Origin of the sequence: Psychrobacter sp. T6-5 (assembly GCF_052258485.2) — a bacterium.
Taxonomy (GTDB): domain Bacteria; phylum Pseudomonadota; class Gammaproteobacteria; order Pseudomonadales; family Moraxellaceae; genus Psychrobacter.
The window spans coordinates 1,490,525-1,505,323 of record NZ_JBQQEY020000001.1 but is presented as its reverse complement, the minus strand read 5'-3'; the positions used below and the strand labels follow the sequence as shown (position 1 = coordinate 1,505,323).

Sequence of the window (14,799 nt, the reverse complement as noted above, 5' to 3'; positions counted from 1 at the left end):
AATGAGTAACGTCAACGATATTGAAAGAATATCCCAAAACCGTGTTGTACAATTTTTTCAAGACGAGCTTGGCTATCGCTATTTGGGCAACTGGCACACACGGGCCGATAATAAAAATATTGAACGCGATATACTAGCGCAATGGCTAAAGTCTCGTAATGTCAGTGCGCCACTGATAGCGCGCGCGATTAGCACCTTAGAAAAAGCTGCCGCCCTAGGTAGTGGCATCAAGCTTTATGATGCCAATAAAGAGGTCTATCGACTACTACGGTACGGGATAAAAGAAAAAGAAGGCTCAGGCGAACATACCCAAACGGTTTGGTTGATTGACTGGGACAACTTTGCGGCAAATGACTTTGCTATTGCTGAAGAAGTATCGATCAAAGGCGAACATAAAAAGCGCCCTGACGTGGTGTTATACGTCAATGGTATCGCCCTTGGTGTCTTAGAACTAAAGCGCTCTACCATCTCAGTCTCTGAAGGCATACGGCAGAACTTAGACAATCAAAGCAAGGATTTTATCCGTAACTTTTTTACCACCATCCAGCTAGTCATGGCCGGTAACGACAGTCAAGGATTGCGTTATGGGACTATAGAGACCCCAGAGCGCTACTATCTGGAATGGAAAGAAGCAAGCCCTCAGCATACCAGTACGACGCAGCAGGCAAGTCAACAAGCTTATGCTGAGCCATTAGACCGTCACCTCTATCAGTTATGTAATAAAAAGCGCTTACTCGATGTTATTCATAACTTCATCGTTTATGACATGGGTGTCAAAAAAACCTGCCGGCACAATCAGTTCTTTGGTGTGCAAGCCGCCAAAGACTACCTAGCAAAACGTAAAAACGGCATTATCTGGCACACCCAAGGCTCAGGTAAAAGTCTCACTATGGTATGGCTGGCTAAGTGGATACGTGAGAATATTAAAAATAGCCGCGTACTTGTCATTACGGACCGCAAAGAGCTAGACGAGCAGATTGAAGGTGTGTTTTCAGGTATTGATGAAAATATATATCGTACCAAGAATGGCGCGGATCTAATCCGTCAGCTTAATCATCCTAACCCAGCACTACTATGCTCATTAGTACATAAATTTGGTCGTCATACTAATGACAATAAGGATGAAGATAGCGTAGCGGATACTGACGAATTCATAGAGGATCTAAAAAGTAGTCTGTCTTCAAACTTTAGCGCTAAAGGGGATATTTACGTCTTTGTTGATGAATGCCATCGCACGCAATCGGGTAAGCTGCATAGTGCGATGACTGCCCTGCTTCCTCATGCGACGTTTATTGGCTTTACAGGAACGCCACTGCTCAAAAAAGATCAGAAAAAGTCTATCGAGGTCTTCGGTCCCTATATTCATACTTATAAATTCGATGAAGCAGTCGCTGATGGCGTCGTGCTTGATCTGCGTTATGAAGCACGCGATATCGATCAACAGCTACTATCACCAGATAAAATTGATAAATGGTTTGATGCCAAAACTCGCGGCTTATCCAATGTTGCTAAGACTCAGCTAAAACAAAAATGGGGCACGATGCAGCGCGTGTTATCGAGTCACTCTCGCCTAGAGCAAATCAAGAACGATATCTTATATGATATGGAGACGCGCCCGCGACTGGCTGATGGTCGAGGTAATGCCATGCTCGTATGTGGCAGTATCTATCAAGCCTGCAAAGTCTATGAAATGTTTAGCCATACGCACTTAAAAGATAAAATTGCTATCATCACCAGCTATCAGCCGACTGCCGATAGCATTAAGGGTGAAGAGTCTGGCGAAGGTACGACTGAAAAGCTATTTAAGTATGCCACCTATCGTAAGATGATTGCCGAATATTACGATATCGATGAACAAGAGGCTGGTTTGAGGGTTGAAGACTTTGAAAAAGAGGTCAAAAAACGCTTCATTGACGAGCCGGGGCAGATGCGCTTACTGATTGTAGTAGATAAGCTACTGACGGGATTTGATGCGCCTTCAGCAACCTATCTATATATTGATAAAAAAATGGCCGATCATAACTTATTTCAGGCTATTTGCCGAGTGAACCGCCTAGATGGTGAAGACAAAGAATATGGTTATATCATCGACTATCAGGATCTGTTTCAGTCTTTAGATAAAGCCATATCAAGCTATACACAAGGCGCATTCTCTGATTATGACAGCAAAGATATTGAAGGCTTATTAAAAAACCGCCTTGATTCTGCTAAGCAGGACTTAGATAATGCGCTAGAGATGGTTCGAGGATTGTGCGAACCCGTTAGATACCCTAAGAACACTCAAGACTACTATGCATATTTTTGCACCACAAATGACGCCCCCATTGATGAAAAACTAGAAAAAGAACAGCTACGGGTCACTTTATATAAAAGTGTCGCTAAGCTACTGCGAGCTTATGCAAATATTGCTAATGAGATGGTAGAGTGTGGCTACAGTCCAGAGCAGATCGATCGTATTCAAACCGACGTGAAGCACTTTGAAAGCGTGCGTGAGAGCATCAAGATGATGAGCGCTGACATGCTCGATATGAAACTCTACGAGCCAGCCATGCGTCATTTATTGGATAGTTATATCCGTGCTGAACCTAGTGATACGGTCATGGACTTTGAAGAGCTTGGCTTAATTGAGCTGATTGTAGACAAAGGGACTGATGAGCTGATTAAGGCTTTACCTGATGATATCGCTAATGACGAAGGAAACGTGGCTGAAACCATCGAAAATAACGTGCGCAAAACTATTGTAGATGAAAACCCCGTTAACCCTAAGTACTATGAGCACATGTCAGTCTTACTTAACGAGCTTGTCACCTTGCGTCGCCAAAAGGCCGTAGACTACAAAGAGTACTTACACAAAATACGCGAGCTATCTGCCAAAGTGTTAAGACCCAATAGTGCAAATAACCATTATCCAGACTCTATCAATACCAATGCTAAACGCGCATTGTACGACAACTTAGACCAAAATGAAGAACTGGCCGATAAGCTTGACGCGGCTGTCAGACTTAATAAGCAAGCTGACTGGCAAGGCCATCTATTAAAAGAGCGCAAAGTTGCAAATATCGTCAGAGAAACATTGTCTTTGTATGAATTGGACAGCAGTACTGAAGAGGTCATGAGCCTAGTCAAAGCGCAACCGGAATATAAATAATGCAACTAATGATCGGATCACTAGACATTCAATTGCAGCGCAAAACCATTAAGCATTTGCATATCAGTGTGATGCCGCCTAATGGTGAGATTAGAGTGGCTGCCCCTGAAGCAATGACCGAAACTGCAATTCGAATGGCAGTGATTCACCGCATACCATGGATACGCAAGCAGCAGGCAAGCTTTATTAAGCAAGCGCGTCAATCCACTCGAGAAATGATCAATGGCGAGACACATTATTTATGGGGCAGACGCTATCGGCTTGAAGTGCTTGAGTTAGATACCGCTCAAAACTTTGTACCTAACGTCAAGCTAAAAGGTGGCAAACTCATTTTATCCGTGCATACTAAAACGTCGACTACTGATAGATTAAAGCTGCTCAATGAGTACTATCGTACTCGACTAAAAGCACGTATTCCTACTTTGGTTACGCAGTGGTCTAAGCAGCTCAACGTCAACGTCACAAGCTGGCAAGTTCAAAAAATGAAGACTAAATGGGGTAGCTGTAATATAGAGGAAGGTCGTATCCTACTTAACTTAGAGTTGGCAAAAAAGCCCATACCCTGCTTAGAATATATTATCGTTCATGAGCTACTACATTTCAAAGAGCGCCAACATAACGATAGATTCAAGGCTCTGCTAGATACTCAAATGCCTGACTGGCGATCAAGACGTGACCTACTCAATCGCATGCCTTTGGGTCAAGAAAACTGGAAGCAGCGAGAATAGCTTATTTAAATCTACTTTGAGTACTACATTTTATTCAGACAGAATGCTGTGTAATGCTAATTTCGGCTTGATTCATACTTATAATATGAGAGTTACTAGGTGCTAGTACCTCTCATATTGCGGGTATATGAAAGTCATTTATAAACCTGCTACTGTGAACCAAAACATGAAATAGCTGTGCTTATAGACGCTTTAAGCTAGTGCTCATAGTACGTGTATGGTAAAGCACTAAAAAAATACTTGTCAGGTGGCTTTGTGAAACTCGGGGTTTTGAGCCAAGACCGATTGCAGCAGCAAACGCATCCGCAGCAAGTGCTAACGCCAATAATAATATTTCTAACATGAAAAAATAGCTTCCTTTGAGATGTTTTTTATAGTGGCATGATAAACTCAAACGCTGCATTATAAATGACTAAAGGGGTAAGTTTTTTGTCTGAATTAAAAACAGCTGGGCTTTTTGCCATTACTGCACTAGCAGAGATTGTAGGTTGCTATTTGCCATACTTATGGCTAAGAGAGGGTAAGTCAATATGGCTTCTTGTCCCCAGTGCGCTTAGTTTGGTTGCTTTTGTATGGTTACTGACTTTACATCCAACCGCTGTTGGCAGAGTTTATGCCGCTTATGGTGGTGTGTATGTAACGATGGCAATTCTATGGTTATGGGCTGTTGATGGTATTCGACCAACGACATGGGACATATTAGGTACGTTAGTAGCACTTCTAGGCATGCCTATTATTATGTTTGCACCGCGCAACACATAGGTTGTAACTCTGGGGAGGCAACTATTTTTGTTCCTTAATCAATTAATAGACTATTCAAAACAAACCACTGTACTAGAACCATCTATATTAGACTGCCAAGATCATCACATCTACCAAGGCTAGTTATGATCATATAAATACTCGACGCAGAAACTATAGGATTTGATGAACCATACATAACTGAGAATGCCTACTCCATTATTGACATACAAATACGCTTACTGATAATTAAGAGTTAGTAGCAGCCCTACTTATTTCACTTTATCAGTATTATGATTTAATAAGCTAGTTAGAGTTAGATTTTGCGACAATTGGATTTTGCTCATAATATGATATGAATGACCCAATAATCACTAGTAGTATGATTGTTTATCCCAACCATATACCGTATCTACAGAACGTAAATACTCTTTTACCTTCGGAGAAAGTCTATCGAGAGGATTACCAGTAAGATTTATACATCTCAAATTATTCAGCTGTGTAAAATTATCTGGTAGGTTTCTAAGATTACAATAAACAAGCTCAAGCTTAGCGAGATTATTAAGCTCACCAATACTATTAGGCAGCTTGCCCAATTTACAATAACTGATGAAAAACTCAGTCAGGCTCTTAAGTTGCCCTATGTTTTCAGGCAGCTCTTTAAGACTACAATGGTTAATATAAAGCTTCTCTAGATTAGCAAGTTGACCTACGCTATCAGGTAGCTTATCAAACTTACCATGACTAATAAAAAGCTCAGTTAAGCTCGTAAGCTGCCCTATGCTATCAGGTAGGACTTCAAGCTTAGAGTGATTAAAATTGAGCTTAGTTAAGTTAACGAGCTGTCCGATGCTATCAGGCAATACTTTAAGTTTACAGTTGATAATATTAAGCTCAGCAAGGTTAATGAGGTGTCCAAAGCTATCGGGTAGCTCCGTTAGTTCAAGGTGAAGCAGGTCAAGGTGAGTTAAGCTCAAAAGCTGGCCTATGCTATCAGGTAGCTCTTCAAGCTCACAATGAGTAATAAAAAGCTCTGTAAGACTGCTCAGTTGTCCAACGCTGGCGGGCAACTCTTTAATACGACAACGATTAATATAAAGCTTGTTGAGGTTGGTAAGCTGTCCAATACTACTAGGTAGGTCTTTGAGATCACAGTTAATAAGATCAAGCTCATTTAAATTTTTGAGTTGCCCTATGCTGTCAGGCAAGTGCTTGAGCGGGCAATAACTAATAAAAAGCTTAGCGAGGTTAATAAGCTGCCCTATGCTGTCAGGCAGTTCTTCAATCTCACAGTGAACTATATCAAGTACCGTAAGCTTAGTAAGCTGTCCAATGCTGTCAGGTAAACATTGAATCTGACAGCGACCAATGAACATCTTAGTAAGGTTATGAAGTTGTCCAATACTATCAGGTAGCGCTTCGAGTTCACTTTGATCAATAAAGAGTTCAGTAAGATAACTCAGTTGCCCGATGCTCTCAGGTAATGCGACAAGTTTAGAGTGACTAATAGACAGTTTGGTTAGATTAGTGAGCTTACCGATATTGGGCAGTAAATGACTTGAATATATGCCACTGATAGTTATATCTACTAGATTTGTAAGGTTGGTAAGCTCATCGGGTAGATAGGCTATTCTATAGACGTCTTTTGAGTGTTGCTCATCATGTTCAGGCTCTAAGATCTCTAGCTTTTTTAGGGCTAGCAATGATTCTTTATCACGAGGGATTTCGGACTCTTTAAGCTCAAACTCATCTGCCCACGCCCATATTTTCTCGATCCAGTTGTCATCAGAATCTAACGTTTTATTAGCAATAGCAGACTGATGAATGTCTTGGTGATCCTTATTGTTTGGAGTCATAGCTTTATTCCTTCTAACGATTTGAACTATTTTTTCTGTGTCAGAATAATATCGGTGTCCTGACGTGAGTTATGGATCTCAGCGCGACCTATAGTTGAGAGAGCTTGTAGCTAACTTGAGAGGGGTTTTTTACCACTCATGACCTGAAGAATAAAGCTTCCAGAGGCTGTGATCAGTAGGAAACCGTGAAAGGCTTCCATCGCGGCCATAAATCGTAGATGTCCAGTAGGCATGAGATCGCCTCGCCCAAGCGTTGTGAAGTTAACTAGCGAGAAGTAAAAGTAGTCCATAAAATTAAGGGAGCTACTATCGCTAGATGAGGACGATACGAGGTTACCGATTTCAAAGCCGTAAACAGCAATCCAAAAGCCAGCAGCGTAAAGCAAGGCCTCGAACGTGTGAGCAATTACAATTGAGCCGACTGCGACTCCAAGGCAATGTCCTATATGGCGAGACGGCGTCACAAACTGTGACGAGAGTTTTAATGCGCCGTAATGTATTGCTGTGCAGACAGCGATCAGAATTGCTGCCATTATAATTGCCAGAATCACTTTTTATCCTTTTTGAGGAAGGAACGACATTAAAGGAAGATTACCCTATTTATTTTAACTAATCCTGTATAATTTTTTCACTATAGCTAACGACTACGCATAAGCACTAGAGTCTATTCAGATAGGTCATTACGCAGTCATTTGAATCAGTCAGCATATGTAGTAACAATCCTAGACCAATTATTCTATAGGGCTTTGGTAGAAATAGCATAGCCGCATAAACTGCCATTGCATAGTAAGTATGTAATGGATGAAAATTAATACTACAGCGATCAGGTAAGAAAACAGGTGTTGCTAGCAAGTGATCTAAATCTACCAGCATGGTTGCTAAAAGAATCAAATATACTCGTTTGTAATCATCACGAAAAAAAGTATAGGCAATAATCAACGGCATGCCAAAATGCAGGAAGTAGTGGATAACGGTTTGGATCATCATCTTTCCAATTCAGCATGATGTTTTATTGATAAGTTGGTATGCAGAATAATTAAACTAGTAAACGTTACTTAAGAAGCCAAAGCTACATGTTCATGCTATGTTCAGACTTGAAAAACAGGCGCAAAGCCACCCCCTGGTGTGCGAAAGTTAGTCGCTTGGCCTTGATAGATACGCCCAGCAGTTAGTAGCAGCTGTCCTGCATAGGTATAAAGACGTATATCTACCTTTCTAGTCGTCACCACATCATCAATCTTTATTGATCGCTCTGTAGCAGGGATAAAGGTCTGCGCAATATAGCTTTCATCTAAAATAGTCTCGAATACGCGGCGGGTAATCTTGCTGCCACGGTAAACGCCCTTACTACCATAACCAGCTACTGGCTTAAAAAACAATTGTCTCCGAGTACGCCATAATTCTGCTGCATCCTCTTTTGTAACCATTCTGGTAGTTGGTACTGACTTTTTTAGATATTCTGCATCATCATCACCTAGTCCCCACGACTGCAAAGTTTGCGTATCGGATAGTAAAGTCAGGTTGCGCTTATTAGCGAATATAGCATGGGCATGCGGATTGGGGGTTACTACTACCGCACCCTCTAAATAGGCACTTTTAAGCACGGCGTGGTTGGGGTTTTCAAAGGCGAAATCGACTAACCGATTATAGATCATATCAATGGGCTTGCTATGAGCTGTCAGTACACCATCAGCATAGTTAAGCTCAGACGGATCGAGTATAACGGTATCAATGCCTTTAGCTTGAAGTAGTTGGCAGGCCAGCTGAAACTCCAAATACATGAACTGGCTTTTGGGCTCATTATCCACAATAGCAATGCGATTGGGCATGCTAGTTGCCGATTGTCGCTGCCATTCTTGTATGAACATATTAGCGACCGCTTCTTCAAACCCATCAAGCATTTTAGTAGTAGCAACACTTTGCTCTGAGGGGCGACAGCAGTGTTTTTGTGCGCGGGCAAGTGCTACGTTTAAAAATGCGCCTCCAGCATTGGTATTGATCTCAATAAGCTTGGGGTCATCGCTCCCTAAGTGAAAGTCATAACCCATAAAGGCCCCTATTGGCCCCGGATCGAAAGCCGCGATATTGGGTGCCCACGACAGTACTTGCTGTTGATATGACGGTAGTCTAGCAGTCGACTCAATAGCTGCGATGATTCGCACCATTGCTTCTATCTCTGTCTTAGGGACAAACACCGGTGTCGCTGAAAACAGCTTATTAAGCTCATTGGCTCCTAGTGGATTATCTCTTGTGTTTACTAATTGATCTTGCAGGCTGTTATTAAGCGCTTTACGATCTAAAGTACGGCAATAGCACTCTTGATTAAGCTGATTTGCCAGATTATCATTCGTTTTGTTTTTATTATTAATTAGGAATTCCATTTAAATCTCATTACTAAGTTGAATGTACTGATAGGGTTTAGGGGACAGCCAAAATAAAAAAAGTGTCTTAAATGTTTAAGATAAGGTTATTTTTATAGTTACTTTACGAAATAGTCATTTTGCAAGATACTTAATTTGCAATATATCTAGTTTATAAATTAGCTACTTTGCAAGGTTATACGGTTTTACGCTCTTCTTTAATGAGTACTTTCGCTAAAAACAAACCTAACTCGAACAGTAGCCACATTGGAATCGCGAGCAATAGCATTGACACCCCATCGGGCGGTGTGACTACCGCTGACACAGCAAAACAACCGACGATGATATATCGGCGCTTACTCTCTAGACTCTGAGTGGATATGATACCGACCATTATCAATAATAAAGTAACCACTGGAATCTCAAAAGTGAGTCCAAATACCATAAATAACTTTAGCGCAAAGCTTAAATAACTGTCGATATCGGTCATAGGTATAACGTTTTGCGGAGCGAATAAAATAAAGAACTTCAATACGCCTTTGAGTACCACAAAGTAGGCAAAAGCGACACCAGAATAAAATAGGAATATCGAAGATATCAGCACTGGAATAGTGATTTTTTTCTCTTTTTTATATAATCCAGGCGCTATAAATGACCAAATTTGATACAGAATATACGGCATCACTACAAAGGCAGCAACGAAAATCGTCAAGCGAATAGGTGCCATAAAGTTCGAGGTAATATCAGTAGCAATCATAGTCGAATTCGCAGGCAGCTGCGCAACCAGAGGGTCTGATAAAAGATTGTAGAGCTCACGCGAAAACCCTACCAATGCTAAGAAGACGATCAAAACGGCTACGCATATTTTGATGAGATGCTTGCGTAATTCAATCAAATGCTCAGTAATAGGCATGTCGCTAAGCGCATTCAGCACATTATCAGTCTCAACATTATGGGTAGCATCTGACGCCTTAGCATCTGTATTTGCTAACTTTCTTTGGCGACTTTTTTGGCGCTTAAATAAGCTCATTTATCCCCCTTCTCTATAGCTGAAGAAGAGGAAGTATCTGGCTGATGATTTTGCTGCTGAGGAGTGTTTGACTGATGTGAAGCGTCTAGGCTTTGGTTCTGTGACTGCTCAAACTTTTGCATACTGCCACGCATTTCTGCTAATTCGCGCTTCATATCCGACTCGGTCTGACGGATTTTCGCAAGTTCATTTTGCATTTGTTGACGTGTTTCAGCTAGATCAAGCTCAGCTTCTATTTCAGATTGTAGAGTGGATACTGTACGGCGCAGTTTGGCATACCATTGCCCAGCGGTACGTGCGGCTTGCGGCAGTTTTTCTGGGCCCAATACGATTAAAGCAATGACGCCAAACAAGAGTAATTCGGAAAACCCAATATCAAACATAACAGTCACATATATTAATAGACTACTTAGTGCCGCTATTTATAAGCGGCGCGCTTCATACTTTAGGCTGGTCATCAGTGGAAATAGGGCTGATTTCCATATCATCAGCCTGATTACCTACACGCGTATTTAAATCATTACTTGCAGCTGGCGTACGATTTTCATGGCTAAGCACATGATTTTTGCGAGCATTCTCGGGTTCTTCATCTTTGACCGCTTCTTTAAAACCCTTCACCGCACCGCCTAAATCTTTACCTGCATTTTTAAGCTTGGCAGTACCAAATACGACCACCACTACGACCAATAAAATCAGCCAATGTGTAATAGAAAAGCTGCCCATAACGGTATCCTTATATTTTGTGATCTTGTTTAGTTTAGACCAGTATGTGTCAGTGTGCTTTAGAACACTTTTTACCGTACCAGAATTATAGTTTCAAACGGCGCAATCGCAGCGCGTTAGCAATCACCGAGAATGACGACAAGCTCATCGCTGCCGCTGCTATCATCGGACTGAGCAGAAGCCCAAATATGGGATAGAGCACACCTGCGGCAATAGGAACACCAAGTGCATTGTAGATAAAGGCAAAAAACAGATTCTGTCTGATATTGCGCATGGTGGCGTGGCTAAGCTTATAAGCTTTGGCAATGCCCATTAAATCACCTTTTAGCAGGGTAATGCCCGCACTCTCCATCGCCACATCGGTACCGGTTCCCATAGCGATACCAACATTAGCTTGCGCTAGCGCTGGTGCGTCGTTGATACCATCACCCGCCATAGCGACCAATTTACCGCTGTCTTGCATTTCTTTGACGATACGGTTTTTATCCTCTGGTGAGACATCCGCATGAACTTCATCAATACCTAGTTTATTGGCGACTGCCTGCGCGGTTTTTTCGTTGTCACCGGTTAGCATCACAACTTTTAAACCTGCGTCATGAAGCAGTGAAATAGCCTCTTTAGTGCTTGGTTTAATAGGGTCAGCAACTGAAATAATACCAGCAGCTTTACCGTCTATAGCCACAAACATTGCCGTTTCACCGTCTTTTCTACGGACATCAGCTTTAGTGGACAGCTCATTATCAAAACTATTTAGGCTTTCCATAAGCTTAGAGTTACCAATAGCGACTTTCTTACCATCGACCACGGCTTGTACGCCTTCGCCAGTAGTCGAATTAAAGTCAGTAGCTTTAGGAATAATGAGTGATCTTTCTTGAGCTGCTCTAACGATAGCTTCTGCTAAAGGATGCTCGCTAGCGCTTTCTACTGAGGCTACTAATGCGAGGAACTCGTCTTCATCTTGACCTACCTGCGCATCAATTGCGGTAAGCTCGGGCTTACCAGCGGTCAGTGTTCCGGTCTTGTCGACGACAATGGTATCGACTTTTTCCATACTCTCTAACGCTTCAGCATTTTTGATGAGGACGCCGTTTTGCGCGCCTTTGCCGGTACCAACCATAATGGACATCGGCGTCGCTAGACCAAGGGCACAAGGACAAGCAATAATCAGTACCGCAATCGCGTTAACCAAAGCATAGGCCATAGCGGGCTCAGGGCCGAATATCGCCCAGACAATAAAGGTTATGATAGAGGTGACAATAACAATAGGTACGAACCAACCCGCCACTTGATCTACCAAGCGCTGGATAGGCGCGCGGCTACGCTGGGCTTCAGCAACCATTTGTACAATTTTAGATAATACTGAATCTGCTCCAACATTGACCGCTTCGACTAATAGCGTTCCGGTGCCATTTACCGTACCACCAGTCACTGTATCTCCTGCTACTTTTGATACAGGGATTGGCTCACCCGTCACCATTGATTCATCAACACTACTATTACCATCGATCACTGTACCATCTACGGGTAGTTTCTCACCTGGTTTAACCCGTAGCTTATCGCCAGTGACGACCTCATCAAGCGAGACTTCGACTTCTTCACCGTTTTCATCGACACGTCTTGCGGTTGGTGGTGCGAGCTCAAGCAAAGCTCTAATCGCACCTGAAGTTTGACTTCTAGCTTTGAGCTCTAATACTTGACCCAGTAGCACCAAGGTTACAATGACAGCTGCTGCTTCATAGTAGACTCCGACTTGACCAGAGGCATCTCTGAAACTGTCTGGGAAAATATCGGGAAAAAAGGTCGCGACAATACTAAAAATATAAGCAGCGCCTACGCCTATCGCAATCAAAGTAAACATATTTAGATTGCGGCTTTTTATAGACTGCCAGCCACGAACGAAAAACGGGGCGGCGCCCCAAAGCACTACAGGGGTCGCGAGCACTAACTCAGCCCATTGTAAAACCTGTGAAGGTATACCATACTGACTAAAGTCAACTCCAAACATACCGCTCATCACATATATTAATAGCGGTACAGTCAACACGGTACATATCCAAAAACGACGAGTCATGTCGTCAAGCTCTGAGGTGTCCTCTTCACCGATAGTAAGCGTTTCGGGCTCAAGCGCCATACCACATATCGGACAACCGCTATTTCTAACGTCTCTCACTTCAGGATGCATAGGACAGGTATATACCGTGCCATCGTAATCAGCAGGTACTTTATCGTATTTACCGCCTTTAACAGATTTTACTCCGCTACTATCAGTATCCTTTCCATGACAGCTAGCGTGACTATCATCTTTAGCAACTTCGTCTTCAGGTTTAAGAAACATGCCACATATTGGGCAGTCACTTTTTTCAACATCTCTTACTTCTGGATGCATAGGACAAATATAGACCGTACCGCTATAATTTTCCGGTATCTTGTCGTACTTATCGTCTTCGACAGACTTTAACTCAGTACTATTATTAGCATCCGCTCCATGACAATGCGCATGACTATCTTCATGGTTGTTGGATTCAGCAACCTCGTCTTCAGGTTTAAGAAACATGCCGCATATCGGACAATCGCTCTTTTCAGTATCTCTAACCTCAGGATGCATCGGGCAGATATAAACCGTACCACTATAATTTTCTGGTACTTTATCGTACTGACCACCTTTGATAGATTTTTCATCGGCAATATGTTTCATAAAACCACTCCTTGAAGACAATAAATATTGATAATAAGTACAACTCTTAAAGCACTATCATCAATCCTCGATTGCTATTCATCTAATCATTAATCTAAAAACCTCTAAAAAATAATTTCTATACTTTTCAATTGGAATTTAGTTTTTATCACGCAAATACTTGAGCAGTGCCATGATTGTTAGTACTAGTACTGCGAAAAATAGTAGGGTGAATAACAAACAGATAAGCATCATAACCCAGCCCATGCCATACATCATTGAGCCGTTCATCATGCCATGCATTGACCCATTCATTATGATTTCTCCTCAGTCTAAACTGTGATCACTCCAACTCTTCAATTAATTTTTACTCGAACCGAAGAGGTTTACTGACTGTTAATATATCAATATCTTTAGCGCACTTTGGCGAACCAACGGTATAATGGCACGAATAAGATTGCGAAATACCAACCGTAAAGATACGATTCGACAAACCCAATTAGAAAACCTGTCCACGTCAACCACTCAAAGCCAGGTAGCAGAGGCGCCCAAGCTTCATGCATACTTATCTGTTCGGGTGCAAGTAAGCCAAAGCCTATGCATAACAGGTAACTAATGAGTAGAAACAACGATACACTGTTGCCAACAGGGGCAATCCTTAAAGTACTTGTTGTTAAGTTTGATTTGACCATCTTAGTAATCCTCACTATTGTATGATGTGGTTCAAGCTCAAGATAACCAATCGTATCTAACCATGCTAACTCTAAGGATTTGTATGAATTAAAGCTTTATCCTGTATTGATATTACTTTTTAACTCGTGCGGCGGCGGCAAGTTGACGCCATTGACCCCATTGAGGAATAAACATTGGCACTTGCTGTTTGTAAGCAAGGTAGTCTTTACCAAACTCTTCAAACATATGCCGTTCCTCACGTCGAGCTAACCATGTGTATACAAGCACAATCACTGGAAACAGACCGATTGAAAACAGAGTTGGCCAATGCACCACACCCTCACCGAACAGTGCAATAAACAACCCGGTGTACTGAGGATGACGTACGTAGGCATAGAGTCCATCAGTTACTAAACGATTTTCCCCTCGTGCTTTGTGGACTTGGCGCCAACCTTGAGCAAAAAGACCGACTCCTAAAAATGCAATAGCATAGCCGAGTAGCATTGAGATCATCATGCCTGTCTCACCTAAACCAACAAGGGTCGACCATAAGCTAGCGCTGACATATTGGCTGTCCAAACCAAAAAACCGTACTAATAAATATATAGTGAGCGGAAAGCCATACATTTCTGCGTAAAGTGCAATAATGAAAGCCTGAACTACACCAGCACCCGCCCATTCACGCCAGTTCTTTGGTGCGAAATAACGGTAAAAGAACCAAGAAATCAGAACAATAACAATTAGTGCGAGACCCCAAGTTCCAGCGTGATTAAATGACTCATTCATAGCTTACTTTCCCTGTTGTCTTTATGAATATCGTATTGCATGAAATCAATTCTTGAAGATAGTAAGCAGACGCTTAAATCT

14 protein-coding genes are annotated in these 14,799 nt (G+C 42.1%); 3 read left to right on the top strand and 11 right to left on the bottom strand.

The window, feature by feature from the left end; all coding sequences use genetic code 11:
* The first annotated feature begins 1 nt into the window (after nt 1).
* The 3 genes from ACTXGK_RS21110 to ACTXGK_RS21100 all read left to right on the top strand — a co-directional run bounded on the left by ACTXGK_RS21110 (nt 2) and on the right by ACTXGK_RS21100 (nt 4,638).
* On the top strand, nt 2-3,148 hold the full coding sequence (locus tag ACTXGK_RS21110) for a type I restriction endonuclease subunit R (protein ID WP_286708076.1): 3,147 nt from the start codon (nt 2-4) through the stop codon (nt 3,146-3,148).
* Nucleotides 3,148-3,876, top strand: a complete 729-nt coding sequence (locus ACTXGK_RS21105) for a M48 family metallopeptidase (RefSeq protein WP_199508195.1) — start codon at nt 3,148-3,150, stop codon at nt 3,874-3,876. The genes ACTXGK_RS21110 and ACTXGK_RS21105 overlap by 1 nt, the downstream gene beginning before the upstream one ends.
* 429 nt (nt 3,877-4,305) lie before the next feature.
* Nucleotides 4,306-4,638: a YnfA family protein gene (locus ACTXGK_RS21100; RefSeq protein ID WP_443517163.1), complete on the top strand. Its 333-nt coding sequence runs from the start codon at nt 4,306-4,308 to the stop codon at nt 4,636-4,638.
* A gap of 353 nt (nt 4,639-4,991) precedes the next feature.
* Here ACTXGK_RS21100 and ACTXGK_RS21095 read toward each other — a convergent pair whose 3' ends face one another.
* From ACTXGK_RS21095 to ACTXGK_RS21045, 11 genes are all read right to left on the bottom strand, one after another.
* Complete coding sequence (locus tag ACTXGK_RS21095) at nt 4,992-6,473, bottom strand: leucine-rich repeat domain-containing protein (protein WP_443517164.1); 1,482 nt, start codon at nt 6,471-6,473, stop codon at nt 4,992-4,994.
* A 110-nt stretch (nt 6,474-6,583) separates the two neighbouring features.
* Nucleotides 6,584-7,006 (bottom strand): ion channel, encoded by a 423-nt coding sequence (locus ACTXGK_RS21090; protein ID WP_443517240.1) that lies wholly within the window; start codon nt 7,004-7,006, stop codon nt 6,584-6,586.
* A gap of 124 nt (nt 7,007-7,130) precedes the next feature.
* The gene (locus ACTXGK_RS21085) at nt 7,131-7,457 is read right to left on the bottom strand and encodes a DUF6122 family protein (RefSeq protein WP_025645701.1); all 327 of its coding nucleotides are present in this window, start codon (nt 7,455-7,457) and stop codon (nt 7,131-7,133) included.
* A 104-nt stretch (nt 7,458-7,561) separates the two neighbouring features.
* Nucleotides 7,562-8,854 carry an ATP-grasp domain-containing protein gene (locus ACTXGK_RS21080; protein ID WP_443517166.1) on the bottom strand — a complete coding sequence of 431 codons (1,293 nt, stop codon included), beginning with the start codon at nt 8,852-8,854 and terminating at the stop codon, nt 7,562-7,564.
* 175 nt (nt 8,855-9,029) lie between these two features.
* A complete protein-coding gene (gene tatC / locus ACTXGK_RS21075) occupies nt 9,030-9,863 on the bottom strand; it encodes a twin-arginine translocase subunit TatC (RefSeq protein WP_198336786.1) in 834 nt (277 codons plus the stop codon).
* Nucleotides 9,860-10,246, bottom strand: coding sequence for a Sec-independent protein translocase protein TatB (gene tatB / locus ACTXGK_RS21070; RefSeq protein ID WP_443517167.1), 387 nt, complete (start codon nt 10,244-10,246; stop codon nt 9,860-9,862). The genes tatC and tatB overlap by 4 nt, the downstream gene beginning before the upstream one ends.
* A gap of 55 nt (nt 10,247-10,301) precedes the next feature.
* A complete protein-coding gene (gene tatA / locus ACTXGK_RS21065) occupies nt 10,302-10,586 on the bottom strand; it encodes a Sec-independent protein translocase subunit TatA (RefSeq protein WP_443517169.1) in 285 nt (94 codons plus the stop codon).
* Between the two features lie 85 nt (nt 10,587-10,671).
* Nucleotides 10,672-13,281 (bottom strand): copper-transporting P-type ATPase, encoded by a 2,610-nt coding sequence (locus ACTXGK_RS21060; RefSeq protein ID WP_443517171.1) that lies wholly within the window; start codon nt 13,279-13,281, stop codon nt 10,672-10,674.
* Between the two features lie 138 nt (nt 13,282-13,419).
* Entirely contained in the window at nt 13,420-13,575 is a 156-nt protein-coding gene (locus ACTXGK_RS21055; protein ID WP_156770962.1) for a hypothetical protein, read from the bottom strand.
* Between the two features lie 98 nt (nt 13,576-13,673).
* Nucleotides 13,674-13,952, bottom strand: a complete 279-nt coding sequence (locus tag ACTXGK_RS21050) for a DUF5676 family membrane protein (RefSeq protein WP_102093205.1) — start codon at nt 13,950-13,952, stop codon at nt 13,674-13,676.
* A gap of 112 nt (nt 13,953-14,064) precedes the next feature.
* Complete coding sequence (locus tag ACTXGK_RS21045) at nt 14,065-14,718, bottom strand: methyltransferase family protein (RefSeq protein ID WP_068037334.1); 654 nt, start codon at nt 14,716-14,718, stop codon at nt 14,065-14,067.
* Nucleotides 14,719-14,799 lie beyond the last annotated feature (81 nt).